Source organism: Pseudomonas sp. PDM10 (assembly GCF_014852295.1).
In the GTDB taxonomy this organism is placed as follows: domain Bacteria; phylum Pseudomonadota; class Gammaproteobacteria; order Pseudomonadales; family Pseudomonadaceae; genus Aquipseudomonas.
The window spans coordinates 1,254,291-1,280,211 of sequence record NZ_JACVBJ010000001.1; the positions used below are offsets into that span (position 1 = coordinate 1,254,291).

The following is a 25,921-nucleotide window of genomic DNA, read 5'->3' on the forward strand; positions in this document are numbered from 1 at the left end:
CAACACAAACACTTGAGGGGCCATTATGAACACGATCGTCGCTCCAAGCAATACGGTCACCATGTCGAGCCGGGAGATTGCCGAGCTCACTGGCAAGCAGCACAAGGACGTCATTCGTGACATCCGCGTGATGCGTAAGGCACTGGCAGACGATGGCGCAGATCTGCGCCATCTCCAAGAGGTCAAGGATGGCCGGGGTTACACCGCCGAATTCCACCTTGACCGCGTCCTAACTGAAACCTTGTTGACCGGCTACAGCATCCCGCTTCGGCATCGTGTCGTGACACGTTTGGCCGAACTCGAAAACGTGTCACGACAGGTTGTCACGATCCCGCAATCCCTTCCCGAAGCTCTGCGTCTTGCGGCTGATCTGGCAGATAAGAACGGCGAGCTTCAGCGCGTAATTTCCGAGCAGGCCCCTAAGATCGCCGCCATCAGGCGCCTTGCCGCAGCCGGTGGTGCTATCTGCATCACCGACGCAGCGAAGCAACTCGGCGTTGCCCCGGCGCGTTTGTTTGCCTGGCTGGAGCAGCACCGATGGATCTTCCGACGGCACGGCTGCAAGCGCTGGGTTGCTTATCAGCCGCGCATTACCACCGGCCACATGACCCACAAGGTCACCGCTCTGAAGCCCGATCCTGAAACGGGTATTGAGCGCGCCGCATTCGATCCCATGGTTACCCCGAAGGGCCTTACACGTCTCGCTGAACTAATGCAGGAGGCCGCGTAATGGCCGGCGACTGGATCAAATTTGAACTCACCACCCTGGACAAGCCCGAGGTCTGCCAGATCGCCGACCTGGCCGATATCGACCCTGACGCAGTTGTCGGCAAGTTGATGCGAGTGTGGGGATGGTTCGACCAACAAACCGAAAACGGTAACGCTCCGAGCGTTAGTAAAAAGTTACTCGACCGTCTTGTTGGCGTTATCGGTTTCTGTGAGCACATGAAGTCGGTCACTTGGATGATCGAAGTCGATGGTGTGATCAGTCTTCCGCATTTCGACCGACACAACGGGAAGACCGCTAAAAACAGGCTTCTCACGGCAAAACGAGTGGCGAACCACAAGGCGAGTAACGGTAAAAGTAACGCTGCGAACGTTAGCTGTGCGTTACCTAAAGAAGATGTAGAGAAGAATATAGAACCTCTCTCTGCGCGAGAGCCTGTTGATCCTCGCATGCCCAGTGAAATGACCCTCGACTGGGTGGCGGATGAAACACTGCTGAAAACCTACGCCTTGCACCGCGGGTTGTCGCTTGATCTGTTCACCGAAGCCGTCCGTGTCGCATTCACTGCTCACTACGAGCCTCAACACCAGGTCAACACCCAGGCTGAATGGGTGGGCATGCTCGTCAAGTGGGTCAACAACGATAAGGTTCGTTCAGCTGCTTCGAATGTGAAGCAGTTCAAGCCGAAACCAGCACCGGCCTCCGACTTCGATGACGACGACACCGAATGGCAGAACGGGGTGAAGCCATGAAGAACGTCTCCGTGATTTCCCAGGGACTCTGGAATAAGGCCCAGGCCGGCGAGTTCATCGCCGCGAGCGATACAGCACCGGTCGCGAATGAAACCAGCAGCACGCTGGTGTCAGCTATCAACGACCTGTTCAAGGAGCTGCGATCGATCCGTTCAGCGTGGCGCCAAGCCTGGCCAGACAAAGAAACCTACCAGGCATCGAAACGCCAATGGTTCCAGGCGTTCATCGAGGAAGGCGTCTGCACTCAAGGCCAAATCAATTTTGGCATGACCCAGGTTCGCAAGCAGTCCGGTGACTTCATCCCAAGCCCTGGTCAATTTATTGAGTGGTGCAAACCAACCCCAGAAATGCTGGGCCTGCCGCCACTTGCGGCCGCGCACCGCGAGGCGTGCCGTAACGCTCATCCCGGGATGGCAGGGCAGGGCAAGTGGTCGCACGACGCGGTCTGGCATGCCGCCAAAGAGTGTGGCTTCGAAAGCCTGAACAGGCTCGATTCAACACTCAGCCTCAAGCTATTCGAGCGAAATTACACCATCACCATTCGCCGCTTGCTGGCTGGTCAGCCGCTCCAAGCGATGCCAAAGGCTCTGCCCGCTCGAGCTGAAGCGAAGGTGACGCCTGAAGTTGGACAGGACGCCCTGGCACAACTGCGTGCCAAGTTGGGAGGTGCCCGTGGCTGATTCCCGTCTCGCTCCGACCAATCCCGCCGAGTACCGCTTCGCCGTGCACTGCTGCGGCTACAAATTGGATCTCACTGACAAGCCAGATCGGGCCGTTGGGCTGTTCGAGCATCGCGCCGTTGCTCAGCACTTCGGTCGCCTGATGTGGCCCAACACCTTCGAAATTATCGACATCATCACCGGGGAGAAGGTATGAGCGCCTACCTGAACGACATCCTGATTCATCTGTTCATCGTTTTCATGCTGATCGCCGCCGGTGGCGTCTTGTGGGGTATCCGCCGCCTTGAGCGCCGTGCGCGCCTCGCACGGGGTAATCACGAATGAAGCCCGCCGCCATGAAGCTGTTCAAGCAGAATCCGGTGCGCGCCAAGGCAATCGACCGCGAAGGCCAGGAACAGGCCGCGCTGATGACCGAAATCGAGCTGCGTTACCCGCAAGTGTTCGAGCTGATCTACCACGTTCCGAATGGCGGTCACCGTCACAAGCTGGTGGCCATGAAGTTAAAGCAGCAGGGCGTGAAGGCGGGCATTCCTGATCTGGTCCTGCCAATGGCTCGCGGCGGGTTCTTCGGGTTGTACATCGAGTTCAAAGCCACTGTTGATCCAGCGGCGGTCTCTGCAAGCCAGGCAGCCTGTATCCGTCGCCTCAATGAGCAGGGCTATCTCGCAGTGGTATGTCGCGGGCACTTCGACGCGATGGAGCAGATCCGGGCTTACCTGCGACTTGCTCCAACCGTGGTGGCCGCATGAGCAGCGCCGCCGTAAAAATCACCGACACAGAGATCAGGCGCCAGGCTGCCGGCGGCGTTCGTGATCTTCGGGACATTGAGAATCGCGGGCTATACCTGCGATTTAATAAGGACCGCGCCCGGGCGTCGTGGTACCTGGTGAAGAAAGGGGAGTGGAACCGTATCGGGGCTTTTCCTGACCTCAATGCCAAACAGGTCGTCGCGGCATTGCCGGCGATTCGCCTGCGCCTGGAGTCCGGTGATGGTTCGAACCTGTCGAAGTGGGTGACAGTTCGTGAGCTGCTGGACTGGTACGCCGAACGCATGTCTCGCGATCGCAACCTGTCCAGCAAGCGTAAGAAGACCGGCGCGTCGCTGATCAAGTGCCATCTGATCCCATGTCTGGGCAATCAGCCGCTCGCCGGTATAGACAAGGCAACCCTCGACAGCCAGTTCATGTGGCCGTTGCAGGAGAAGATCGGCATCGACTACGTGCGGTCGGCATTCCAGCTGCTGGCCCTGGCATTCCGTCAGGCGTTCAAGCTGGGTCACATCTCGGCTAATCCTATGGCCGCCATCAAGTTCAACGACTTCTCAAAGGCCAAGGTCGGGATCAAGCCATCTCGCCTGCGCGGTGTTCAGCTGCAAGGTCTGCTCGAGCAACTGAGCGAAGTCACCAAGGCGGCGCCTCTGGATGCCATGTTGGCCTTGATGATGCTCTGCCATGGAACACGTATCGGCGAAACACGTCAGGCGCGCTGGTCGCACATCAGCCTGGCCGAGCGTGAGTGGTTCATTCCGGCCGAGCACACCAAGACCGGTGTCGAGCATCACCTGCCACTGACAGAGCAAGCGTGCGAGCTGCTGATCCGGTATCGAGAAGGTCAGTACGCCAGAGGATATGACGGCCAGTTCCTGTTCCCGGCCCGCAATGGCAAAGCCTTGAGTGAAGGCCAAGCCAGTGCCGTATTCACCCGGTTGGGGCAGGGCGAGTGGACCAGTCACGACCTGCGCAAGGTGGCCCGCACCGGTTGGGCAGACATCGGCATTGACCACCTGATCGGTGAGCTGCTGATCAACCACGCGATGGGTCACAACGTGAAGGTGTACATCCAGTCGGACGTGATGAGCCGCAAGCGCGATGCCCTGGAGCAGTGGCACGCCCATCTAGACCAGAAGGGTTTCAATCACATTCACGGATTGACCGGCTTTAGAACGGGAGATTCTGGTAATGCGCTGGAAGCCACGGAACATAAGGCCTGCAAGGCCAATCAAGAATCAACCATAGGCGAGGTTTAAAAGTGATCAAAAAGCAGCATGGCCCCGCCTTAGTGCGCAGTTTGATACCGATGACCGACTGCCCTTCGTGTGCCGGAAAGGGGTTTATCAAGGGTTTGCTTCACGAGCTCGATTGCATCGGTTGTCACTCGTCCGGCTTCGTTCATGCTCAGACCCTGGAGCCGTTGTCGGTGGATGACCTGGTGGTCCAGCTTGGTCGACTGGTTCGCCGGGAGCGCAGTCAGTTGGTCGGCAAGAATCCAGCACGCTGCATTGCTGATGAATACCAGCAGAGTAATAGCCGCGGCGCCGGCCGCTCATCGTTCAAGGGGGATTGAGGCATGGGCATCTATAAAGACGTGATGGGCACCCTGGTACGCGTACTGGCCGCCGACAACATCGACAACAGCACCAAGCAGAGTTGGCAGAAGCTGATCGATGCGGACCTTCGCCAGGGTGGTACCGGCAGCTCCATCTCGGTCCGCGACAAATTTGATTACGACTGCTGCCTTTATGCGCTGCTGCACCGCAACCTCGATGCCGCCCATTGGGATGTGCTGGTAGCGAAGTATTCGACCCACAAGGCGAACAAGGTCGGAGCTATCGGGCGCCTGGCCAGCCGCATTGCATCACCAGCCCCGCAGCTCTTCATATATAAGGCGCTCACAGCTTGGGCAATTCCGCAGCTCAAGGGCCTTCAGACTGGAAAGCGCTCCACCGACATGATCGTGCTGCCGGCTGAGTTCTACGACATGAACGCTTGGGATCTAGAGGCCAACCCTGAGCGCACTCGCTACCGCTGGAGGGACGGAATCAAGAAGCGACTAGAGGCGCTGGAGGAGGCGGCGGTGATCCATGCCACCGAGATTTTCGACCTCGAGGAAATCTTTGTCGACGCCGCTTGACCGAGTGGCAGAATGGCCGTAAATTCACCCCATCATGTCGTTCTTGCGCGTATGAGAGACGACACACAAAAGCCCGGCCATTGAGCCGGGCTTTTTATTGCTCAACTGACAATTAGAGGCGCGCGGCATTCTGGTGCAATCCGCGCCAGAGCTTTTAGCCCGTCACTAGATAGCACATAGCTTGCTCCAAATTTGTAGCCGCGGTCACTGACATATCCTTCTTCGATAAGCCATTGCATTGCGCCCCGAACCTCAGAAGAAAAGGCTTCGTACTCTTTGCTTACCTTGCTGTCGCCATCACTGTTATCCGGGACCTCTGTAGTCAGCCCGATAGTTGTGGGTGTTGGATAGGATGTCGCCGGAAAGCGACGGTACATATCCTTGAGAATGCTTGTAGCGACTTCATCGAATCGTTCAATGTGCTTGGTAATCACAATTTGTCTCCTATGTATGTAATGAGTCGAGACAATATCACGCGGCCAGCACTGATCCGTTAACCGCTTTTATGCGTCGCACACCACAGACCTCGGCATCGTCCGGGGTTTTTCGTTTTCGGCTCCATCACACCCATTGCTCCGAGCTGGGAGTGCTGATGGAGCCGTACCTATCACGCTCCCCGCAAGGGAGGACATCGGATGAAGCTCATGCCCGAAAAGAACCCGGACACGTGGGCCGCTATCTGGGTGGCCCTGAGCAATCCACTTTGGCAGGGCGCAATTATGGCGATCCTTATCTCCTTCCTGCGCGTCCTGTATGACGCTAAAGAGACCAGTAAGCGCCGGATCTTCTTCGAGGCGCTGATCTGTGGTGGGTTGAGCTTGTCTGCCAGTAGCGTCATCGAGTGGATGGCTTGGCCATCGAGCCTGTCTGTTGCCGCCGGCGGAACCATTGGTTTCCTCGGCGTCACGGCCATTCGCGAGATGGTGACCCGCTTCCTTGGTCGCAAGGTTGATTCGCTATGAAGGCGTTCGCTGCTGCAGCAATCATCGCGCTCGTTGCCTGCCTGTTGCTGGGCATCCAGCACTACCAGGTCATTGCGCTTGAGGGGCAGGTGACGATCGAGGCCAAGGGCAAGCAGGACGCCATCGCGGCCAACACCGAGAGCCAGGCGACGATCACCACCCTGCGCGCCGAAGCCAAGCGCAACGCTGACTACACCGCCGACCTGGCCACACGAATCAAGGCCAGCGAAAAGAAAGCCAACAAGGCGAGGAAAGACTTTGAAGAACTCAAGCGCAACAGCAAGCCTGTTCGTGATTGGGCTGCTCAGCCTTTGCCTGACGGCCTGCGCGGGAAGCCCGCCGCTGGTAACAAAGACAACAGCAGTAAGAGTCGAGCCCCCTGAGCTGATCCCGTGCGAACGCGTTGATGCCGATCAGGCTGACCTGCGCGACAACGGTGATGTGTGGGACCTCAAAGACCAGGCCGTCAAGTTGCTGGACACGTGCGCCGACCAGGTGGACGCCCAGATCAAGCGCAGCCAGACGAGGTAGACCGCCATGCGTAACGTTGACCCTATGTGGATGGTGCTGGTGTTCGTTGCCGGCTTGGCAGTCGGCAGCAAGATGGTTGGAGGTTGGTAAGGTATGCCTCTGAGGTCGAAGAAACCATGCAATGCCCAGGGCTGCAATGTGCTGACCCGCAACCCACGCTACTGCGATGACCATGTGGACGTCGGCAAGAGCGCCGAGGCCAAGCGCCGCGAGCGGCAGCGTGAGACCAGTGCTCAGCGCGGGTACAGCTACAAGTGGCAGCAGGCCCGCAAGGCCTACTTGGCCAAGCACCCGCTCTGTGTTGAGTGCGAGCGCCATGGGTTGGTGGTAGCAGCCACTGACCTTGACCACATCATCGCTCACAAGGGTGACAAGGCCGTGTTCTGGGACAGCTCGAATTGGCAAGCCCTTTGCCACCCCTGCCACAGCAGGAAGACGGCGTCTGAGGACGGCGGCTGGGGCAATCCTGCGAGGAATCGTGCGAATTGACCGAATTCAGTACCGAAATGAGGTTGATTCTCAATGCGGGAGGGGGAGGGTCAAAAGTCTGGGGTTTTCGATAGCTAGACCGTCCCCTTGGGCTTTCTCGTACGACCGCGAAATTAAAAATTCAGGAGTTGCGCGATGAGAGGTACCGCCACGGTCGCCGGCCGTGGTCGCAAACCCAAGCCGACGGCACAGAAAAAACTCGCTGGGAACCCCGGAAAGCGGGCGCTAAACCATGATGAGCCTCAGTTCACCACCGTCACTAATATTGATCCACCCGAGTGGCTCAGTGAGCGCGCCGCCACTATGTGGAAGATGCTTATCCCTGAATTATTGCGGGAAAAAGTTGTTGCGCTGACCGATCTGCACAACGTCGAGGCGTTCTGTACCGCCTATGACAAGTGGCGCATGTCCGAAGAAGCCGTTCAAAAATTCGGGATCGTGGTCGAGTCTGCCCAGGGCAGCCCGATGAAAAACCCCGCGCTCACGGCAGCGAATGAATCCATGCGCCAGCTGGTCACATTCGGTTCACTTCTCGGCCTCGATCCGGCCAGCCGGACGCGGATCATCGGCGGCAACAAACAATCCTCCACCAACGAATTCGCAAAACTATTGAGTTCCTGATGGCCAAATCCCCGCACCCAAACGTCGACAAGGCGATGGCTTGGGGAAGGTCTCTTTTGCGCGGGAAGGTTCCAGCGTGCCGCTACATCCATCAGGCTGTGCAGCGTCACTTCGATGACGTGGCGGCGAGCCGCAAGCGCGGCTTTCGTTTCAAGTTCGACCCGGCCAAGGCTGAGAAGAAGCTCAAGCTAATCCAGCTCCTGCCGCATACAAAGGGTGAGTGGGCATTCAAGAGGCAACTGATCACTCTGGAGGCGTGGCAACTTTTCGGCTTGGCTGTAACGTTCGGCTGGGTCAAGAAGAAGGGCGGCCATCGCCGGTTCCGTGAAAGCTATTGGGAAGTGCCCCGCAAGAACGGCAAGTCCGTAGTTGCTGGCGGCGTTGGTATCAGCATGTTCGTTGCCGACGGCGAGTACGGCGCCGAAGTGTACGCAGGCGCGACCACCGAGAAGCAGGCGTGGGAAGTGTTCCGACCTGCGAAGCTGATGGTGAGTAAGTCGCCAATGCTGGTGCAGGCTGCCGGTATTGAGGTGAACGCCTCCAACATGAACATTCCGTCCGACTTCAGTCGCTTCGAGCCGCTGATCGGCAACCCCGGAGACGGCGCTTCGCCCAGTTGCGCAATAGTCGACGAATACCACGAACACCCAACATCGGCTCAGTACGACACCATGCTCACCGGCATGGGCGCGCGGCGGCAGCCGTTGATGTTCATCATCACCACCGCCGGCGCCGATATCGAAGGCCCGTGCTACGACAAGCGCCGCCAGGTGATCGAAATGCTCGAAGGCACTGTGCCCGATGACGAGCTGTTCGGATGGATATGGACGCTGGACGAGGGCGACGACTGGACCGATCCGAAGATGCTGGCCAAGGCCAATCCGAATCACGGGGTCTCGGTGTTCCAGGAATATCTGGAAAGCCAGCAGGCTCGGGCAATACGGTCTGCGCGGTTCACCAACACCTTCAAGACAAAACACCTGAACCTGTGGGTGAGCGCCAAGTCAGGCTTTTTCAATATGGAAAGCTGGAAGGCGTGCGAAGACACCACGCTGACACTGGAGCAGTTCGAGGGGCAGGAGTGGAACGCCGGTTTCGACTTGGCGAGAAAGCTCGACATGAACTCCAGATCCAGGCTGTTCTGGCGTGTGATTGATGAAAAGGTCCACTACTACAGCATCGCTCCGAAGTTCTGGGTTCCCTATGACACGGCCTTCAATGCCGATAACAAGCGGATGTCGGAGCGGTTCCAGGCGTGGATTCACTCCAAGCACCTGGATGTGACTGATGGTGCTGAGGTCGACTATCGCGAGATCCTCGAGGACACCAAAGAGGCGAACCGTCACGCTCCGATTCGTGAGTGCCCGATTGATCCGCATGGGGCGACAGGTCTTAGCCATGATCTTGATGACCAAGGTTTTGAGCCGATCACCATCACGCAGAACTACACCAACATGTCCGACCCGATGAAGGAGCTGGAAGCTGCGATAGAGGCTGGCCGGTTCCATCACGACGGCAACCCGATCATGACCTGGTGCATCGGTAATGTGATTGGCAAAAACCTGCCTGGTAATGATGACGTGGTGCGGCCGATTAAGCAGGGCGATGACAACAAGATCGATGGCGCCGTCGCTTTGATTATGGCGATCGGCCGCGTTCTGGCGAACCTACACCCCGACGACACCCTCTCTGACCACATCTCCAAGCACGGAATTCGAACCCTATGACCGACGAAATCAAGCCGACAAAGCTGGAGGCGCTGAAAGAGGCCGCCCCCGATCTCGTCGGCATCCTTGGTTTGGCTTTGCTGACGCGAGGTCTGTGGGTGTGGGTTGGGGAGTCACTTGCGTTGACCGTTTGTGGCGCTCTGCTGATCACCTTGTCCGTGGCCTCAATTCTTCGAGGTGATCGCTGATGCTCCGCGCACTCCTTGGAAGGAAAGGTGGTACTCAGATCATTGATACGCCGGAAAAGCTCGCCCAGGCATTGGGCGCAGGATATGAAAGCAATGCTGGCCAGCGCGTGACCACCACGAGCGCCATGCAGCAATTGGTTGTATTCAACTGCGTGCGGGTGCTGGCTGAGTCAATGGGGATGTTGCCTTGCCGCCTTTTGAAACAGACAGGCCGGGTACGATTGCCAGCTACGGCGCATAGGCTCTACCCGCTGATCACGATGGCACCGAACAGCTACATGACTGCCCAGGAGTTCTGGGAGATGTTGGTGGCGTGCCTGTGCCTTCGTGGCAACTTTTATGCTTACAAAGTGATGGCGCTGGGCAATGTGGTAGAGCTGCTGCCGCTCAGCCCCGACATCGTTACCCCCAAGCTAAAGGACGACTGGACGGTTGAGTACACAGTCAACTTCAAGTCGGGAACAAAGGTCCTCACTCAGGACGAAATCTGGCACGTCCGGCTGTTCACGCTGGATGGGCTGAATGGATTGAACCCAATTGCTTACGCACGTCAGGCGCTCGGCTTGGGCCAGGCTATGGATGCTCATGCGGCCAAGCTATTTACCAATGGCGCCGTTACCAGTGGTGTTCTGAGGACTGAGCAGCAACTCACCGACGAGGCTTTCGGACGGCTCAAGACGGAGTTTCAGGGCGAGCATATGGGCGTGGCTAACGCCTACAAACCTATGATCCTGGAGATGGGGCTGGACTGGAAACCAATCAGCCTCAATGCCCAAGACACCCAATTCATCGAATCCAAAAAGCTGACAGAAGCGCAGATCTGCGGCTTGTTCCGTGTGCCGCCGCACCTGGTGGCCAGCATGGAAAAAATGACGCTCAACAACATTGAGCACATGGGCATGAGCTTCGTGAACTACTCGCTAGTCCCGATCATGACTCGCATCGAACACCGCATTCAGGTAGGTCTGCTCAGTGAGAAAGACCGGCTAACTCATTACGCCAAGTTTAACGCGGGTGCCCTCATGCGTGGCGACCTGAAGGGGCGCTATGAGTCCTATGGTAAGGGCATCCAATGGGGAATTTTGAGCCCAAACGACTGCCGTGAACTGGAAGATGAGAACCCCCGCGAGGGCGGCGACATCTACCTCACCCCCATGAACATGACCACTAAACCAGAGGCTGCCGACGATGCAGACAAAACAGCGCCTTGACGTGCCGCTGACCATTAAGTCGGTCAGCGACAGCGGCGAGTTCGAAGGCTACGGTTCCGTGTTCGGCGTCGTGGACAGCTACAGCGATGTGGTTGTCCGAGGTGCATTCGCGGCAAGCCTCGCCAGATGGAAGGAAAAAGGACGTCTGCCGGCGATGCTCTGGCAGCACAACATGAGCGAGCCGATAGGCATCTACACCGAGATGCGCGAGGACGACGTCGGCCTGTACGTCAAAGGTCGACTTCTGGTCGATGCGGATCCGCTGGCCAAGCGCGCACACGGGCACATGAAAGCAGGAAGCCTTACCGGGCTATCCATCGGCTACATGCTCGAAGACGGCGGCTATGACTATGACAAGGAAAAGGGCATCTGGCTGCTGAAGGCTATCGACCTCTGGGAAGTATCCCCGGTCACCTTTCCGGCCAACGACGAAGCCCGGATCACCGATGTGAAATCTCTGCTGGCCCGTGGCGAAACACCGCCGCCCAGCAAAGTGGAGCGAGCCCTTCGAGAGGTTGGGTTTTCTGGCTCCCAGGCCAAGGCCTTTATGGCCAAAGGCTACGGCGCAGTTTCACCGCGAGAGGCGGGTGCCGACGACGCACTGCAATCCCTGAAATCACTTATGAACCGAATGTAAGGAGCCTCTCATGGCTGTTGAATTAAAAGATGTGGAACAAGTCGCTGAAGCCCTGGGCAAGAAGTTCGACGAGTTCAAAGAAAAGAACGACAAGCGCATTGATGGCCTAGAAGCCGAAAAGGGCAAGCTGTCCGGCCAAGTCGATACGCTCAACGAAAAGCTTGGCGAATTGGATGCACTGAAAAGCGACCTGGAAAAAGAACTGCTGGCGTTGAAGCGTCCGGACGGTACCGGCACCAAAGCAGCCAGCGAGCACAAGACCGCGTTTCTGCAGTTTGTGCGCAAGGGTGTCGATACTGGCCTGGGCGACCTGCAAGCGAAGGCTCTGCAGATTGGCACCGAGGCCGACGGTGGTTATGCGGTACCTGAAGAAATGGATCGCAATATCATCCAATTGCTCCGCGATACCTCGCCGATGCGCCAGGTTTGCAACCAGATCACCGTCGGGTCACCGGACTACAAGCGTCTGGTCGGTCTGGGTGGCGCGGGGTCTGGCTGGGTTGGTGAAACCGACCCGCGGCCGGCGACGGGCACGCCTACCCTTGGGCAGATCTCTGCCTTCATGGGCGAGATTTACTCCAACCCCCAGGCCACTCAAGCCAGTCTGGACGACATCTTCTTTAACGCCGAAACGTGGCTAAACGAAGAGGTCGCACGCGAGTTTTCCGAAAAAGAAGGCAATGCTTTCCTCCTGGGTAACGGCACCAACAAGCCGAAAGGTCTGTTGGCGTATCCATTGCTGACCACGTCCGACGATGATCGCGCGTTCGGCTCGCTGCAAAAGCTGATTTCGGGCGTGGCAGGCACCTTCAATGGTGACAAGCTCATCGATCTGATTCATGCGTTGAAGGCCGGCTATCGGGCTAACGGCAAGTTCATGATGGGCAACCTGACCGTCGCCTATGTGCGCAAGCTGAAAGACAGCGAAGGCAACTACCTGTGGCGTCCGGGCTTGGAAGCTGGGGCTCCTTCGAGCCTGCTGGGCTATGGCATCGTCGAAAACGAAGACATGCCAGATGTCGCTGCCGATGCCAATGCCATTGCTTTTGGTGACTTCAAGCGCGCCTACACCATTGTGGATCGCATCGGTACCCGTGTGCTGCGCGACCCGTACACCAACAAGCCCTACGTTGGCTTCTACACCACCAAGCGCGTCGGCGGCATGCTGGTCGACTCTCAGGCCGTGAAGGTTCTGACCCTCAGCGCAGCCTAATCGTGGCGGGCGTCTTCGGGCGCCCGGCCCGCAGGAGAGCATCATGCCAACAATCAATGTGACCAAACCGTTTCCCTTTGCGGTTGACGGCAATGAAGTGATTCAAGTCGAAGTCGGCGAGCAAGAAGCTTCCGAGCGCTTGGCACTCGTAGCAGTGGAACACCTGGAGTGTGCCACCTTGGTGGGGGGCTCTACAGAGACGGATCCGAAGAAAATGAAGGTTCCAGTGTTGAAGGAATGGCTCACTGCCAAAGGCATTGCCTTCGATCCATCGGCCAACAAGGAAGCCTTGCTGGCACAGGTTCCTTCTGGTGATTGATCTGGTCATCGTCAAGGCTCACTTGCGGGTCGACCATGACGATGAAGATGCACTGATTCAGGGCTACACGGATGCAGCCCTCGGTGCGTTTGAGACCTGGACCAATCGGACGTTGGTCGACCCGGATGGAGTGCTGCCTGATCCAGTCGGCAATGCGCTTCTCATGACCAAATCAATCAAGCAGGGTGCGCTCATGCTGATTGGCCATTGGTACGGCAGTCGTGAAACCGTGGTAATCGGCACCATTACTGCGGAACTTCCCATGGCTACAAATGCCCTGTGGAAACCCCACCGCTGGGTGAATGTATGAGAGCCGGGCCATTGCGTCATCGGTGCATGATGCTGAAACCGGTGCTGACGAAGAACAGGACTGGCGGCTTCGACACCACATGGGTCGAAATCGGTAAGTTGTGGGCTGAGGTCACATTACCTACGGGTCGTATTGCACCGGTGGCCGAGCAACTTAAGGCCGTTGTCAGCGCTGAGATTCGACTCCGTCCGTGCAAGGATGTTGTCGTCGGTAACCGCCTTGTTGAAATGGTTGGTGGAATCGCCACCGCCACCTACCTGATCGAGGCCCAGCTGCCCAACAACGAGCGCGACATGCTTCGATTGCTTTGTTCAAACGTACCCAATCCGTAGAGGTGAATCATGAAGGTTATTGCCCTGGGCATCCTGTCAGGTGCCGTTGGTGAAAAGATCAAAGGTGAAGAGTTCGCCGTAAATGCCGACACCGGCGCCGACCTTATCAGTCGCGGCTTGGTGCGCGCAGCGGATGAGCCGCAAGCAATCCCCAAGAAGGCCGAACCGGCCAAGGAGTGAACCGTGGCCGCTCGCCGTTCCCGGATGTCCGGCGACTTCAAGCTTCGGAAGACGCTGCGCAATATTCACGAAACCATGGATAACGAATTGGCACCTGCCATGCAGGAGGCGGCCAACAAGATTCTGGAAACAATGCGGCAGCTCGTACCGAAAGATACCGGTGCTGCTGCGGCCGCACTGCAGGTTTTTGTTTCGAAAAGCGGCTTGGATGCGCAGATCGGTATCCGGGGTAAAAGGGACACGCGCCGTTTCTTTTATCTGCGCTTCTTCGAGTACGGGACCAAGGGCTACAGCGGCTCCATTTACCGCCGGGCTGACATCAGTGCCGCAGGCGGGGAGCACACCAACAACCGGGACAAGTCCCAACTCAAAGGGCGCCGTAATGCCCTGAACCGGCGCCCCACAAAAAACAAAAGCGACGGTTCTCATTTCTTCGGAAAGTACCCAGATATTCCGGCCCGGCCGGCACACCCTTGGCTTCGTCCGTCGATGGCGGTCAACCGCGAGGTTGTTCTGGCAAACATCAAGGCAGCCGTAGCCCGGACGCTGCACAAAGCAAGTGAGGGCGTTACCGATGGCTGATCCATCCGTTGCATTGCAAGAAGCCTTGTTCGCGCGCCTGGAGGCCGAAGTCTCCTGTCCCGTGTACGACGGCGCTCCGCTGGATACGTCCATGCCTTACATCTCGTTCGACCGGGAGATCTCGGCGAACACCAGTCCTATCGCTGGGCGCAAGCGCGAGCAGCGCCTGATCTACCTGTCGGTTTGGTCTGATGCCCACGGCCAGGCCGAGGTGAAGCGGATCAATGGTGAGATTGTTGCCGCTCTGGATGAGCGCCGCTTGCCGCTGGCAGTAGGCCGGGCTGTATCAGTCCGAGTTGAGCAAGCCGACGCCCAGCGCGATGCTGACGGCGTCACGTACCAGGGATCGATCACGGTCCGGGTTATCACCACCCACTAAATCCCAACACCGGCCGCCCCGCGGCTTTATCCAATGCGCCTTTGGAGGAATCCCCATGGCCGATGACAACCTCAACACAGCCGCCGGCTGCCGAATCTCGATCGGCAGCAAGAACGGCGCCGATACCGAAGCGCTTTACAAGGCTGACACCTATGTCGAGCTCGGTGAAGTCGAAGACCTCGGCGAGTTCGGCGATACCTTCAGCTCGGTGACTTTCACGTCTCTGCGCGACGGCCGCGTGCGCAAGTACAAGGGAACCGCTGATGCTGGCGACCTGACAGTGACCGTTGGCCTGGACAATGGTGACTTGGGCCAGGCCAAGCTGAAGGTTGCTCACAAGGACCGCAGCAAGGGCGACTACAACATCAAGATCACCCTGAACGATGGTGATCCTGATGCCGCCCCGGCGGTGCTGCCGACCACGTTCTACCTGCGCGGCAAGGTGATGAACAACACCGTTGCCGCCGGCGCCGCTGACAACGTGGTTCGCCGCAACGTCACGATCGGCATCAACTCCGACATCCTTGAAATCCTCCCGGCCCCTGTAGCGCCGTAACCTGCGGGGCTTCGGCCCCGACTCTTAAGGATCTGACGAATGAGCAAGACCCTTTTCGGAACCGTCGATATCAAGCTCGACGACGAGACCTACACCTTGATGCCGACGCTCGGCGCCGTGCGCGCAATTGAAGCTCACTTCGGTGGCCTGCGCGGGGCGTCCCAGGCTATCAACGCGTTGAGCGTCGATGGTTGCGCGGTGATCATCGCCAGTGGTGCAGGCCTGAAAGGTAAGGCCGCCGAGGCTGTCGCCGAGCAGGTTTGGCAGGCTGGTGTCCTGGAAGTGTCTGTGCAGCTGAATGCATACCTGGTGGCGCTGTATAACCCGAAGGGTCCTGACGCGGGAAAGGAAAAGCCGGCGGCGGCGTAAGTGCTGTCGAGGACGGCAGCTACGTCGACCGGCTCTACGCAGTGGCCACCGGGTGGCTTGGCTGGTCGCCCGAACTGGCCTGGACCACGCCGATCCCCGAACTGTTCCTGGCCATGGACGCCAGGATCGAGTGGGCACAAATGACCAACCCCTTCGGCGGAGGAAAGACAAAACCCAAGGCGGGCAAGCCATCCGCTTCGACTGTGGCGGATAAGCTGCGGCACGCGCTCACGGGGAGGCAGTCAGCGTAGCATTTTGATAGTCTTCGCCGATCAAGAGCGAGGGATTGACGAATGCAAAAGCTGATAGTGATGCTTCCGGTTTTTTTGTTGTTGGCGGCGTGCGGACAGTCGGAGGCGGATAAGGCAAAGCATGCGGCCGAAATGACTGAGATAAGATATCAGCGCGTGGCCAGGGAGTTTGTAACCGGAGTTTTGAAAGATCCAGGCAGCGCTGAGTTTCGTAATCAGCGCGGGTTTTGTGGTGAGGTGAATTCGAAGAACTCGTTTGGTGGATATGGCGGTTTCAGGAGATTCATCGCAGCAACCAAAGAGATGGTCGTTTTTGAGAAGGATGGTCGCTTAAGCTCAAGCGACTTTGAGCAAGCCTGGTCTAAGTTCTGCCTTTAGTTTTTTTCAACTTTACCTCCCGCTTCGGCGGGTTTTTTTATGCCTGGAGAAAAGCATGGCCGATACCGACGTACAGGGGATGCTCGTCCGCATCGAGGCGACCACAGCCCAGTTGCGTCAGGAGATGGCGCGCGCAGACTCCAGTGTTGCCCAAACGTCTGGGAAGATTGATAAGAGCCTGGGTCGTGTCGATGCTGCATTTGATCGGGCCGGCGAGCGCGCGGAAAATGCTGCAGGTCTCATCAAGAGTTCCCTTGCGGGCGCTGTTGGCCTCGTAGGTCTTGGGAAGATCATTGAAGCGGCAGATTCGTACGGCCAAATGTCTGATCGAATCGGCATGGCAACCAGCAGTGTTAGCGAGTACGACTTGGTCCAGCAGCGCCTGCTCGAAACGGCGAAGCGCACCTATCGCCCTTTAAGTGAAGCGCAAGAGCTGTATATACGAACCTCCGACAGCTTGAAGTCAATGGGTTACAACACTGGCCAAGCACTAGATGTGATGGACAGCTTCAGCTTTTTGCTGGTGACTAACTCGGCGTCTGCTGACAAAGCCAGCTCGGCAATCGACGCTTATTCAAAGGCCCTGCAAACCGGCAAAGTTGAAGCCGATGGCTGGCAATCAATGCTCGCAGCCATGCCGACTGTGGTTGATACGATTTCCGAATCTACCGGTCAGTCCGCCGAGCAGATCCGCAGCCTAGGGGCGCAGGGCAAGCTGAGCCTCGATCTGCTAACGGAAGGGTTGCAGAAATCCGCCGAAGCTAATGGTGTCTTAGCGGACAGCATGAGCGTGGCGGTTCGCGATGCTGTGCAGAACCTTTCAAATGCTTTCACCGTGTACATCGGTCGCTTGAATGAAACAACTGACTTTGCCGGGACTCTCGCGAGCGGAATCGGCACGCTCGGTGACAATTTTGAAACACTCGCCGACATCGCTATCGTTGCGGCCATTGCAGCCTTAACCCGTTACGGGGTGAGTGCAGCAGATTCCGCGGCGGTTTCCATTTATTCCGCATTCAAAGACGCAGCTGCAAGGAAAGCTCAAGCGGCAGCAGTGCTTCTCGCTGCAGAAGCCGAACAGCAAAAAGCCCAGACATCGGTATTTCTCGCCCAGAAAGAAGCGGTTGCAGCACGTGGCACCGCAGTGCAGACGCAGATGTCGATACAACTTGCCGAGGCGCGCCTGGTTGAGGCTCGCGCAACCAACGCTGTCTCAGTTGCTCAAGCTGGTTTGAGCCGGACCACTGGTGTGATCATGGGCGTCCTCGGCGGGCCGCTTGGGATTGCGTCGCTCGCGATCGGCGCTGCCACGGCTTTCCTTACGCTGCGCGACAATACAAGCGTTCTCGAGCAGAAGCTGGGCAATCTGAGTGATCCTCTAGACAAACTGATTGAGAGGTTCGGAAAGCTCAATCGGGCCACCCAATCGGTGACGCTTAACGAGCTGAAGTCAAAAGTCGAGGACATGCAAAGTAAGCTCGGGCAGATGTCCGGGGCTATAGCTGACAAGTTCGAGAGTGATCTTCGAGGTATGGGCGCGGCAGGCGCGGATGGCCTTATGGCTGGTCTTACCCCCCTGCCAAAGGAGGCGCAGCAGGCGCTGGACTTGGTGAGGCAGGCATCCAAAGATCAGGCGGCCGGCATAACTGTTGATTGGAAGGCCGTCACTGATCAGTTGCGTACCGTTCCCGGGGTCACTGCGTCGATGGCGGACGCTATCGACAAAAGCCAGATTCCAGTCAGCGATCTCAGTACTGAGCTTGGCCGGCAAAGCGAGGTGATTTCGAGACTGACCGGCGAGACCGATGCCAATACCGCGGCCCGAAATAAGAACAACGCCGCCATCGCCGCCGCCGAACAGGTAGGTCAGAAGTACCTTGAGCAGCTGCAGAAGCAACTCGGCGCCGCTCAAGACAAAACCAGCCTTGAGGCAGCCAACCGCTTCATTGCTCAAAACACGGATTTAACGGAAGGCATGATTGTTGCCATCCGATCGGCTGCTGCGGCCAAGGATGCCCAAAAATCTTCAGACGATGCTGCCGCCAAGGCGCTGAGGAAGAACACCACCGAAGCGAGCTCTGCCGCGAAACAGCAGCTCAAGTCGTTCGATACCGCCGAGGAAGGCTATCAGCGCCAGATTGAACTGCTCAACACCACGGGTGACAAGCAGAAAAACGCCACCGAGGTGATGAAGCTGTCCTTCGAGCTGCAGGAGGGGAAGCTCGGCAAGCTGAGCGAGGCGCAAAAGAAAAAGCTCATGGGCATGGCTGCAGAGCTCGATGCGCTGAACAAGCTGAAGAAAGCCAACGAAGATGACCTTAAACTCACGGCGTTCAAGAATGCCCAGGCGCTGACCACCAAAACCACAAAGGATGGTTTCGACCAAGAATTAGCCGGCATCGGGATGGGCGACAAGGCCCGTGACCGGATGCGTGCTGATCTGGCCATGCGGCAGAAATACGCCGCTGATGTGGTAAGCCTTAACGAGCAGCGCAACACCGGACAGATTACGCCGGAGCTCTATGCCAATGAAACCCAGGTCCTCCAAGACGAACTGAATAAGCGGTTGGTGGCCCAAGAAAACTTCTACGCTGCCACGGATGAGCAGCAGGCCAACTGGATGAACGGCGTCAACGAGGCGTGGGTAAACTACGCCGATTCGGCGCGGGACTACTCGGCGCAGGCTGCGGACATCACCAACACTGCTCTGAGCGAAGCAACGGGGGGAATGGGCACTTTCTTCGCTGATGTGGCCAGCGGTGCGGAAGATGCAGGTGATGCCCTTGGCGACATGGTCGGGAACTTCGCCAAGTCGATGCTGAAGGCCCTGGGCGATATGGCTGCTCAGTGGCTGATCTATCAGGGCGTGCAAATGCTCGTCGGCAAATCCACCCAGGCAACCGCGGCGGGAACGCTCGGCGCCAATGCGGCAGCGATGTCGCTACAGGCCGGCCTGAACGCCTACGCCTCGACGGCGGCGATCCCGATCATCGGCCCGGCGGCTGCGCCAGCTGCAATGGCTACGGCATTGAGTGTCACCGGCCCGCTCGCTTCGGCCGTAGGCATGACCGCGATGTCCGGGGTCGGCTTTATGGAGGGCGGCTACACCGGTGACGGTCGGCGCGACGAAGTTGCCGGCCCAGTCCACCGCGGCGAGTTCGTGTTCAACTCGGAAGCGACCGCCCGGATCGGTGTGGGAACACTAGAGGCAATGAGTAACGGGAAGGCCGCGATGATCAGTTCGTCCGGAGGCAGCAGCAGTGGTGATTCTTCATCGGGCGGTCCGGCGCCCATTATCTTCAACGCTCCGGTGACGGTGCAGGCGCAGCCAGGCATGAGCGAGCAGCAAGCTCAAATGCAGGGCGAATCAATCAGTGCCGGCCTTGAGTCCAGCTTCGGTCAGTTCCTCGATCGGGAAATGCGCCAAGGCGGCCGACTCTGGAGGCGGAACTGATGGCTGAGGTATTCATTTACGACGTACAGCTCGGCGCCGATGGCGATGTCTCACAGCGGACTTGGGAAAACGAGTTTGGCGACGGTTATGTCCAGTCCGGCGGCATCGGCATCAACACCAAGAGCCAGGTGTGGAACCTGACGCATACCGGGTCGCTGGAGGAGGGCGATGAATTGCCGCTGGTTTGGGCTTTTCTCGATCGTCACGAGGGCTACAAGTCGTTTCTTTGGACGCCGCCGGGAGGAATCCCGGGTCGCTATAAATGCAACGGGTACAAGCCAAGGCCTCTTGGCAACGGCTTGTTCACGCTGACCTTCGCCTTCAAGCAGGTCTACACGCCCTGATTTTTCCAAGTTGATGAACCCCGCCAAGTGCGGGGTTTGTTGTTTCTGGAGCCCTATGAATTACAACGCAGACATCCAAAAGCTTGAGCCAGGTAACCAGATCCGCTTGTTCGAGCTGGACGCCACACGCCTGGGCGCGAACCTCTGGCGCTTTCACGGCCATGCTCAAGAAGGGGACATCATCTGGCAGGGCCAGCTGTATTCACCGCTCCAGATCACGGCGAAGGGTTTCGATATTCGCGGTGATGGCCGGCCTGCTTCGCCCACCTTGCAGGTGGCCAACGAACTGGGCGGCGTGCGCGGAGCACTGACCGCGTTGTGCTTGCAGTTCCGCGACCTTGCCGGTGCCAAAGTGCGCGTCATCGAAACGTTCCGCCACTTCCTGGACGCAGCCAACTTCCCTGACGGCAATCCCACTGCCAGCAACCAGAGCAAGATCAACCTCTGGTACATCGAGCAGAAGACCTCTGAAACGTTCGAGTCGCTGACCTTCGATCTGTCCGGACCCACGGACATGGAAGGGCAGATGCTGCCCTCGCAGCAGATCACCAAGCTCTGCCGGTGGGCGTGTCGGGGCGGCTACCGGGGCGAAGCCTGTGCCTACACCGGCACCGTGATGTTCACGAAAAAGAATGAGCCCACGGATAACCCTGCTCTCGATCGCTGTGGCGGTTGGTGGAGCAGTTGCAAGCTTCGCGGTAACACCCGCCGATTTGGCGGATCCATGGGCGCGAGCCTGATCGCATCTTCGAGGTAATCATGCGGATCAATCAGAAATTGCAGGCAGAGATCCGCGCTCATGCCGAGCGCGACTACCCGGCAGAGGCTTGCGGTGTGCTGGTCAGCACTGAGTCCGGCCGCGTTTACGTCCCGTGCGGCAACAAAGCGAAGACCGCCCGGGAGAATTTCCAGATCGATGAGCGCGACTTGGCCGCTGCCGAGGATCTTGGGGAGGTGCTGGCGATCATTCACAGTCACCCGGACAAGGCGCCGGCGCCGAGCATGGCCGATCGCGTCAGCTGCGAATTGCATGAGTTGCCTTGGGGGATCGTGGGCTGGCCGGGTGGCGAGCTCGAATGGTTCAAGCCCACTGGTTTCCAAGCGCCGCTACTGGCCCGCGACTTTTCCCACTGCCTTCTGGACTGTTGGGCTGCTTGCCGCGACTGGTATGCCCGGGAGGCAGGACTGGTGCTGCCGAACTTCGAGCGCCATGACCTGTGGTGGGAAGAGGAGGACGGCCCCAGCCTTTATGAAGACAACTTCAAGGCCACCGGCTTCTACCAGGTTGATACTGCGCAGCGCGGTGACATGCTGGTGTTGCAGATCCCAACACCTGGCCGGCCATGTTTCCACCCCAACCACGCTGCGATTTATCTCGGGGATGAGCCTGCTTTTGTCAGCGAGCCTGCACCAAAGCTGGGCGGTTCAGGCCCCTTCATCTACCACCACATGGCGGGTCGTCTGGCAGGACGGGAAATCTTCGGCTGGTCGCAGGCGAACCGCGTGAAATTGATCTTGAGGCACAAGGACTACAGGCCATGACGATGACCACCATTAAATTGGGCGGTGTGCTTGGCAAGCGCTTTGGCTGCGAGTACCTGCTCGACCTCTATGGCTTCCGCGACGCCATGAGTGCGCTGTGCAACATGAAGCCGGGCTTCGAGCAGTTCCTTCGCAGCGCCGAAGAACGCGGACTAGTGTTTGCGGTGTTCATTGACGAAAAAAACGTCGGTGAGCAGGAGCTTGATCTCAAGCCTGCAGGGCCAAGTGCGATCCGCATCATGCCGATCATTCAAGGAAGCAAGCAGGCCGGCATGTTTCAGACATTGCTTGGCGTGGCATTGGTCGTTGCGGGCCTGTTCACCGGCGGTACGACGTCGACGTTGGGTATGGGCCTGTTAGCTGCCGGCGCCGCGGTTGGCTTGGGTGGTGTGGTGCAAATGCTATCCCCCACGACCAAGGCCAACACCAGCGATAAAAATGAAGACGGCAACAACCCGAGCTACGGCTTCGGTAGCGCTGTAACCACCATCGCCCAGGGCAATCCGTACCCGCTGCTGTATGGCGAGCGGGAGATCGGCGGCGCCGTTGAGTCTGGGGGCATCTACACGCAAGACAACATCTGATTCCTCGGCAACACCCATAACCCGCTTCGGCGGGTTTTTGCATTTATGGAGATCCCGGAATGGGCGCAGTAGCGAAGAAACGCCAATCGGTGATGGGCGCCAAGGGTGGCCAGGCAAAACAGAAACAGCCGAGCATTGCTTCGAACAGCGTCCCATCAATCGCCACCGCTCGTATTGTTTACCTGTGGAGCTGGGGCCCCATCGTAGGGCCTGTGGATGGGTTGCGCTCTGTGCGGCTCGACGGCACGCCCATCCAGGCGCAAGACGGCACCATCAATTATCCAGGTGTGAAATGGCAGTTCCGATCAGGAGAGCTTAATCAGCCGCGGCTTGAGGGTGTTTCCGAGTCGAGCAACGAAATTGCCGTCGGCCAGGAGTTGCTTACCACTGCCCCGTGGCTGCACACCATCAACAACGCAATGATCGATGCGGTGCGTCTGCGCCTCAGCTGGCCGCAGCTTCAGAGCCAAGATTCCAGCGGCAACATCAACGGCGTACGCGTCGACTACGCCGTGGATATCTCGACCGACAATGGCCCCTATGTGCAGGTGCTGACCTCGTTTGTCGACCGTAAGAACATCACCAAATACGAGCGATCGCACCGCATTGAATTACCGGATGGCGCTCGCTGGACGATCCGAGCCCGGCGCCTGACCCCTGAAGCGAACAGTTCGCTGGTGCAAGACGCAATGGTGGTCGAGGCTATTGCCGAGGTTGTCGACAGCGATCAGGAGTATCCGCTGACGTCGGTCGGCTGCATTGAGTATGACGCCCAGCAGTTCGGCGGCGATATCGCCAAGATCGCGGTATTGATGCGCGGCCGCATTGTGCGGGTGCCTACCAACTACAACCCGGAAACTCGCACCTACGCAGCGGGCGGTCCCGGCACGAGCAACGGCGTATGGGACGGGACATTCAAAGAGGCTTACACCAACAATCCCGCCTGGGTCTTTTACGACCTGGTGCTGCACCCGTATTACGGGCTGGGCGAACGCATTGACGCGACGATGGTTGATCGTTGGTCGTTGTACCGAATCGCTCAGTACTGCGATCAGATGGTGCCGGACGGTAAGGGGGGCCAAGAACCGCGCTTTACCTGCAACCTCTATTTCCAGAAGCAGGCAGAAGCCTATGCCGTGCTTCAGGATCTCGCCTCAATCTTCCATGGCCTGGCCTACTGGGACGGCAGCCAGATCGTCGTCAATGCAGATATGCCGGGGGATCCAGCCTTCAGCTACAGCCCTGCGCAGATCCTCAACAACGGCGCCATTCAGTACGAAGGCACTCGCTGGCGAGATCGGCACACCAACGCCATGGTGTCGTGGGATAACCCTGCTCAGGGCTTTGAGACGGACAAGGAGCCGGTATTCGACGATGAGGCGCTGAGTGAACTGGGCTCGGTGCGGGAGCTCGCTGTCGATGCTTTTGGATGCACCTCCCTCGGCCAGGCGCAGCGCGCCGGTCAATGGGCGTTGCTGACTGAGCAGCTACAAACTCGCGGTGGTACCTTTCGCGTAGGGCTGGATGGACAAATCCCCAAGCCTGGCCAAGTGATCGCTGTTGGCGATCCGATGCTGGCCGGGCGCGCAAATGGTGGGCGCATCTCTGCAGTGAACGGCCGGGTGATAACACTCGACCGCGACCTGGTCATTCCCACTGGCGCCCGTTTGATGTTGAACCTTCCGAGCGGGAAGTCTGAAGGCCGCGTCATCAAGTCGTTTGCCGGTCGCGCCGTTACCGTCATGGCCGACTACAGCGAAGTACCTGAGTCTGAGTGCGGCTGGGTGATCGACTTCGACGATCTGAAAGTCATGCAGTTCTACGTGCGCAATGTCACCCGGCCCGAGTGGCATCAGTTCCAGCTCGAGGTCATCCAGCATGAACCCAGCAAGTTCGACGCAATCGACTTCGGCGCTGTTGTAGACACGCGCCCGATCAGCGGAATTCCAGTCGGCACACAAGAGGCGCCTGCCCGGGTACTGCTCAGCCAACACGTTGTGATCGAGCAGGGCATCGCAGTCACCAACATGACGATCGCTTGGGATGCTGCGCCTGGGGCGGTAGGGTATGACGTTGAATGGCGCTGTGGCGCGCGGGAGTGGATCAAGGTTCCGCGCACGGGTGAGTTGGCGGTGGACGTTCGAGGGATTTACTCCGGCCAGTACCTGGCTCGGGTGCGCGCCGTCAGCGCGATGAACGTCTCCTCCATTCCGACCAACTCGGTTTTGACTGATTTGCTCGGCAAGACTGGGCTTCCACCAGCTGTTACCCACCTCATAGCCACGCCGCTGTTGTTCGGCATCAGCCTTAAATGGGGATTTCCGCCGGGTGCCGAGGACACGCAGCGAACGGAGATATGGTACGGCCCATCGACCAGCTTGGGGGCTGCCACAAAGCTTGCGGATCTGGCCTATCCGCAGAAAGAGTACGCAATGCAGGGCCTTCGTGCCGGCGTGACGCTCTTCTTCTGGGCGCGCCTGGTTGATCGTACCGGCAATATCGGTCCGTTCTATCCCGTCGGGCTCGGGGTCATGGGGCAGACGAGCTCTGACGCCTCGCCCATTCTGGAAATGATTGCGGGCGAGATTGGCGAGACGGAACTCGGTCAGGATATCGTCGACAAGATCAACCTAATCCCCGGCCTTCAAGATCAGATCGATGCGCTCGATGGCCTGACCGGCTACAAGCCTGACGTGATTTACGATAAAGACCAGATGGTGGTTGGGGATGGCTGGATATTCCAGGCCAAAGTCCAAGTGCCAATCAACACGCCACCGCCGAACACCACTTACTGGCTTGACGTGGGTCAGTCGATCGAGACTGCCAATGGTCTGGCGCAGCAGGTTGCGTTCAATACCGCCGATATCACTGAGCTTGACGGCGTAGTCACCGCGCAGTCGACCGCGTTTCAAGCATTACGGGCATCATCTCGCGACGACAATGGCGAAGGGGATCTGGCGGATGCCCTGAAGGGCTGGACCAGTACCGCGGCGATCGCGACAGAAGAAAAGGTGAGGGCGTCAGAGACCGAGGCATCGGCTCGCCGACTGACGACCTTGGATGCGCAGGTCGCTGAGAACTCGGCGAACGTTACCCTGCTCGAAGAAGTGGTGGTCACCAATCAGCAAGCCACGGCACAGCAACTGATTCAGCTGAGTACGACGGTTGGCGGCCAGCAGACCGCGATCCAGCAGAACACGTCCATCATCAACGATGTAAACGGGAAGGTCGCGGCGACCTGGTCTGTGAAGATGCAGTACAACTCAGGGACTGGGCAGTACATCGTTGCCGGTGTAGGCCTGGGCATCGAGAACACCGGCGCCGGCCTGCAAAGCCAGTTCCTGGTGAGCGCCGATCGCTTCGCCATCGTCAACACCATCGCGGGCGGCACCGTCTCGGTTCCGTTTGCGGTGCAGGGTGGCCAGGTGTTCATGAACTCGGCGTTTATCGCTGATGGCACCATCACCAACGCCAAGATCGGCAGCTACATCAGCTCGACGAACTACATCGCCGGCCAGCAAGGCTGGATTCTCAATAAAGACGGAACGCTGGAGATCAACGGCATCGTCCCCGGTCAGGGGCGGCTGGTGATCAACTCGCTGAACGTCTCGGTTTACGACGCCAACAACGTGTTGCGTGTCCGGCTCGGTTATCTGGGGTGAACTATGGCTTCATTTGGGCTGCGTGTTTTTG

Annotated in this window: 35 protein-coding genes; 34 read left to right on the forward strand and 1 reads right to left on the reverse strand. The window is 58.4% G+C overall.

Going from position 1 to position 25,921, the window contains the following annotated elements; translation table 11 throughout:
- Positions 1-25: 25 nt before the first annotated feature.
- The 9 genes from IB252_RS05935 to IB252_RS05970 are packed head-to-tail and all read left to right on the forward strand — an operon-like array spanning position 26 to position 5,069.
- A complete protein-coding gene (locus tag IB252_RS05935) occupies positions 26-730 on the forward strand; it encodes a phage regulatory protein/antirepressor Ant (protein WP_225607276.1) in 705 nt (234 codons plus the stop codon).
- A complete protein-coding gene (locus tag IB252_RS05940; RefSeq protein WP_192407390.1) occupies positions 730-1,479 on the forward strand; it encodes a DnaT-like ssDNA-binding domain-containing protein in 750 nt (249 codons plus the stop codon). Before IB252_RS05935 ends, IB252_RS05940 begins: the two co-directional genes overlap by 1 nt.
- Positions 1,476-2,159 (forward strand): replication protein P, encoded by a 684-nt coding sequence (locus IB252_RS05945; protein WP_192407392.1) that lies wholly within the window; start codon positions 1,476-1,478, stop codon positions 2,157-2,159. The genes IB252_RS05940 and IB252_RS05945 overlap by 4 nt, the downstream gene beginning before the upstream one ends.
- Positions 2,152-2,355 carry a hypothetical protein gene (locus IB252_RS05950; protein WP_192407394.1) on the forward strand — a complete coding sequence of 68 codons (204 nt, stop codon included), beginning with the start codon at positions 2,152-2,154 and terminating at the stop codon, positions 2,353-2,355. The genes IB252_RS05945 and IB252_RS05950 overlap by 8 nt, the downstream gene beginning before the upstream one ends.
- Positions 2,352-2,483 (forward strand): hypothetical protein, encoded by a 132-nt coding sequence (locus IB252_RS30315; RefSeq protein ID WP_263864866.1) that lies wholly within the window; start codon positions 2,352-2,354, stop codon positions 2,481-2,483. The genes IB252_RS05950 and IB252_RS30315 overlap by 4 nt, the downstream gene beginning before the upstream one ends.
- Positions 2,480-2,908, forward strand: a complete 429-nt coding sequence (locus IB252_RS05955) for a VRR-NUC domain-containing protein (RefSeq protein WP_192407396.1) — start codon at positions 2,480-2,482, stop codon at positions 2,906-2,908. The genes IB252_RS30315 and IB252_RS05955 overlap by 4 nt, the downstream gene beginning before the upstream one ends.
- Positions 2,905-4,185, forward strand: a complete 1,281-nt coding sequence (locus tag IB252_RS05960; RefSeq protein WP_192407398.1) for a tyrosine-type recombinase/integrase — start codon at positions 2,905-2,907, stop codon at positions 4,183-4,185. Before IB252_RS05955 ends, IB252_RS05960 begins: the two co-directional genes overlap by 4 nt.
- Before the next feature lie 32 nt (positions 4,186-4,217).
- A complete protein-coding gene (locus IB252_RS05965; protein WP_192407400.1) occupies positions 4,218-4,502 on the forward strand; it encodes a hypothetical protein in 285 nt (94 codons plus the stop codon).
- 3 nt (positions 4,503-4,505) lie between these two features.
- Complete coding sequence (locus IB252_RS05970; RefSeq protein ID WP_192407402.1) at positions 4,506-5,069, forward strand: hypothetical protein; 564 nt, start codon at positions 4,506-4,508, stop codon at positions 5,067-5,069.
- 101 nt (positions 5,070-5,170) lie between these two features.
- On the opposite strand, the gene IB252_RS05975 is transcribed toward IB252_RS05970, so the two are convergent.
- Positions 5,171-5,503 (reverse strand): hypothetical protein, encoded by a 333-nt coding sequence (locus IB252_RS05975; protein ID WP_192407404.1) that lies wholly within the window; start codon positions 5,501-5,503, stop codon positions 5,171-5,173.
- A gap of 201 nt (positions 5,504-5,704) precedes the next feature.
- Here IB252_RS05975 and IB252_RS05980 point away from each other — a divergent pair, with 201 nt between their 5' ends.
- From IB252_RS05980 to IB252_RS06095, 25 genes are all read left to right on the forward strand, one after another.
- Complete coding sequence (locus tag IB252_RS05980) at positions 5,705-6,031, forward strand: phage holin, lambda family (RefSeq protein ID WP_046048566.1); 327 nt, start codon at positions 5,705-5,707, stop codon at positions 6,029-6,031.
- A complete protein-coding gene (locus tag IB252_RS05985; RefSeq protein WP_192407405.1) occupies positions 6,028-6,414 on the forward strand; it encodes a hypothetical protein in 387 nt (128 codons plus the stop codon). Before IB252_RS05980 ends, IB252_RS05985 begins: the two co-directional genes overlap by 4 nt.
- Positions 6,323-6,562: an Rz1-like lysis system protein LysC gene (lysC, locus tag IB252_RS30070; RefSeq protein WP_318652710.1), complete on the forward strand. Its 240-nt coding sequence runs from the start codon at positions 6,323-6,325 to the stop codon at positions 6,560-6,562. Before IB252_RS05985 ends, lysC begins: the two co-directional genes overlap by 92 nt.
- A 93-nt stretch (positions 6,563-6,655) precedes the next feature.
- Complete coding sequence (locus IB252_RS05990; RefSeq protein WP_192407406.1) at positions 6,656-7,051, forward strand: HNH endonuclease; 396 nt, start codon at positions 6,656-6,658, stop codon at positions 7,049-7,051.
- Positions 7,052-7,186: 135 nt separating this feature from the next.
- On the forward strand, positions 7,187-7,672 hold the full coding sequence (locus tag IB252_RS05995) for a phage terminase small subunit P27 family (protein ID WP_192407407.1): 486 nt from the start codon (positions 7,187-7,189) through the stop codon (positions 7,670-7,672).
- Positions 7,672-9,399, forward strand: coding sequence for a terminase large subunit (locus IB252_RS06000; protein ID WP_192407408.1), 1,728 nt, complete (start codon positions 7,672-7,674; stop codon positions 9,397-9,399). Before IB252_RS05995 ends, IB252_RS06000 begins: the two co-directional genes overlap by 1 nt.
- Positions 9,396-9,587 carry a hypothetical protein gene (locus IB252_RS06005; RefSeq protein WP_192407409.1) on the forward strand — a complete coding sequence of 64 codons (192 nt, stop codon included), beginning with the start codon at positions 9,396-9,398 and terminating at the stop codon, positions 9,585-9,587. The genes IB252_RS06000 and IB252_RS06005 overlap by 4 nt, the downstream gene beginning before the upstream one ends.
- Positions 9,587-10,798, forward strand: a complete 1,212-nt coding sequence (locus IB252_RS06010) for a phage portal protein (RefSeq protein WP_192407410.1) — start codon at positions 9,587-9,589, stop codon at positions 10,796-10,798. Before IB252_RS06005 ends, IB252_RS06010 begins: the two co-directional genes overlap by 1 nt.
- On the forward strand, positions 10,776-11,435 hold the full coding sequence (locus IB252_RS06015; protein WP_192407412.1) for an HK97 family phage prohead protease: 660 nt from the start codon (positions 10,776-10,778) through the stop codon (positions 11,433-11,435). Before IB252_RS06010 ends, IB252_RS06015 begins: the two co-directional genes overlap by 23 nt.
- A 10-nt stretch (positions 11,436-11,445) precedes the next feature.
- Positions 11,446-12,648, forward strand: coding sequence for a phage major capsid protein (locus IB252_RS06020; protein ID WP_192407414.1), 1,203 nt, complete (start codon positions 11,446-11,448; stop codon positions 12,646-12,648).
- A 43-nt stretch (positions 12,649-12,691) separates the two neighbouring features.
- Positions 12,692-12,967, forward strand: a complete 276-nt coding sequence (locus tag IB252_RS06025; RefSeq protein ID WP_192407615.1) for a HeH/LEM domain-containing protein — start codon at positions 12,692-12,694, stop codon at positions 12,965-12,967.
- Positions 12,960-13,277 (forward strand): head-tail connector protein, encoded by a 318-nt coding sequence (locus IB252_RS06030; RefSeq protein WP_192407416.1) that lies wholly within the window; start codon positions 12,960-12,962, stop codon positions 13,275-13,277. The genes IB252_RS06025 and IB252_RS06030 overlap by 8 nt, the downstream gene beginning before the upstream one ends.
- Positions 13,274-13,609, forward strand: a complete 336-nt coding sequence (locus IB252_RS06035; protein ID WP_192407418.1) for a head-tail adaptor protein — start codon at positions 13,274-13,276, stop codon at positions 13,607-13,609. Before IB252_RS06030 ends, IB252_RS06035 begins: the two co-directional genes overlap by 4 nt.
- A 9-nt stretch (positions 13,610-13,618) precedes the next feature.
- Entirely contained in the window at positions 13,619-13,789 is a 171-nt protein-coding gene (locus tag IB252_RS06040) for a hypothetical protein (protein ID WP_192407420.1), read from the forward strand.
- A 24-nt stretch (positions 13,790-13,813) separates the two neighbouring features.
- Complete coding sequence (locus tag IB252_RS06045) at positions 13,814-14,371, forward strand: HK97-gp10 family putative phage morphogenesis protein (RefSeq protein WP_192407608.1); 558 nt, start codon at positions 13,814-13,816, stop codon at positions 14,369-14,371.
- On the forward strand, positions 14,364-14,750 hold the full coding sequence (locus IB252_RS06050; RefSeq protein ID WP_192407422.1) for a DUF3168 domain-containing protein: 387 nt from the start codon (positions 14,364-14,366) through the stop codon (positions 14,748-14,750). The genes IB252_RS06045 and IB252_RS06050 overlap by 8 nt, the downstream gene beginning before the upstream one ends.
- A 55-nt stretch (positions 14,751-14,805) precedes the next feature.
- Entirely contained in the window at positions 14,806-15,306 is a 501-nt protein-coding gene (locus tag IB252_RS06055) for a hypothetical protein (RefSeq protein ID WP_192407424.1), read from the forward strand.
- A gap of 39 nt (positions 15,307-15,345) precedes the next feature.
- On the forward strand, positions 15,346-15,675 hold the full coding sequence (locus IB252_RS06060) for a hypothetical protein (protein ID WP_192407426.1): 330 nt from the start codon (positions 15,346-15,348) through the stop codon (positions 15,673-15,675).
- A 293-nt stretch (positions 15,676-15,968) separates the two neighbouring features.
- The gene (locus IB252_RS06065) at positions 15,969-16,304 is read left to right on the forward strand and encodes a hypothetical protein (RefSeq protein ID WP_192407428.1); all 336 of its coding nucleotides are present in this window, start codon (positions 15,969-15,971) and stop codon (positions 16,302-16,304) included.
- A 55-nt stretch (positions 16,305-16,359) separates the two neighbouring features.
- Positions 16,360-19,758, forward strand: a complete 3,399-nt coding sequence (locus IB252_RS06070; protein WP_192407430.1) for a phage tail tape measure protein — start codon at positions 16,360-16,362, stop codon at positions 19,756-19,758.
- A complete protein-coding gene (locus IB252_RS06075) occupies positions 19,758-20,102 on the forward strand; it encodes a phage tail protein (protein ID WP_192407432.1) in 345 nt (114 codons plus the stop codon). The genes IB252_RS06070 and IB252_RS06075 overlap by 1 nt, the downstream gene beginning before the upstream one ends.
- A gap of 55 nt (positions 20,103-20,157) precedes the next feature.
- Entirely contained in the window at positions 20,158-20,859 is a 702-nt protein-coding gene (locus tag IB252_RS06080; protein ID WP_192407434.1) for a phage minor tail protein L, read from the forward strand.
- A 2-nt stretch (positions 20,860-20,861) separates the two neighbouring features.
- On the forward strand, positions 20,862-21,644 hold the full coding sequence (locus tag IB252_RS06085; protein ID WP_192407436.1) for a C40 family peptidase: 783 nt from the start codon (positions 20,862-20,864) through the stop codon (positions 21,642-21,644).
- Positions 21,641-22,228, forward strand: coding sequence for a tail assembly protein (locus tag IB252_RS06090; RefSeq protein ID WP_192407438.1), 588 nt, complete (start codon positions 21,641-21,643; stop codon positions 22,226-22,228). Before IB252_RS06085 ends, IB252_RS06090 begins: the two co-directional genes overlap by 4 nt.
- A 59-nt stretch (positions 22,229-22,287) precedes the next feature.
- The gene (locus tag IB252_RS06095; RefSeq protein WP_192407440.1) at positions 22,288-25,890 is read left to right on the forward strand and encodes a phage tail protein; all 3,603 of its coding nucleotides are present in this window, start codon (positions 22,288-22,290) and stop codon (positions 25,888-25,890) included.
- Positions 25,891-25,921: the final 31 nt, after the last annotated feature.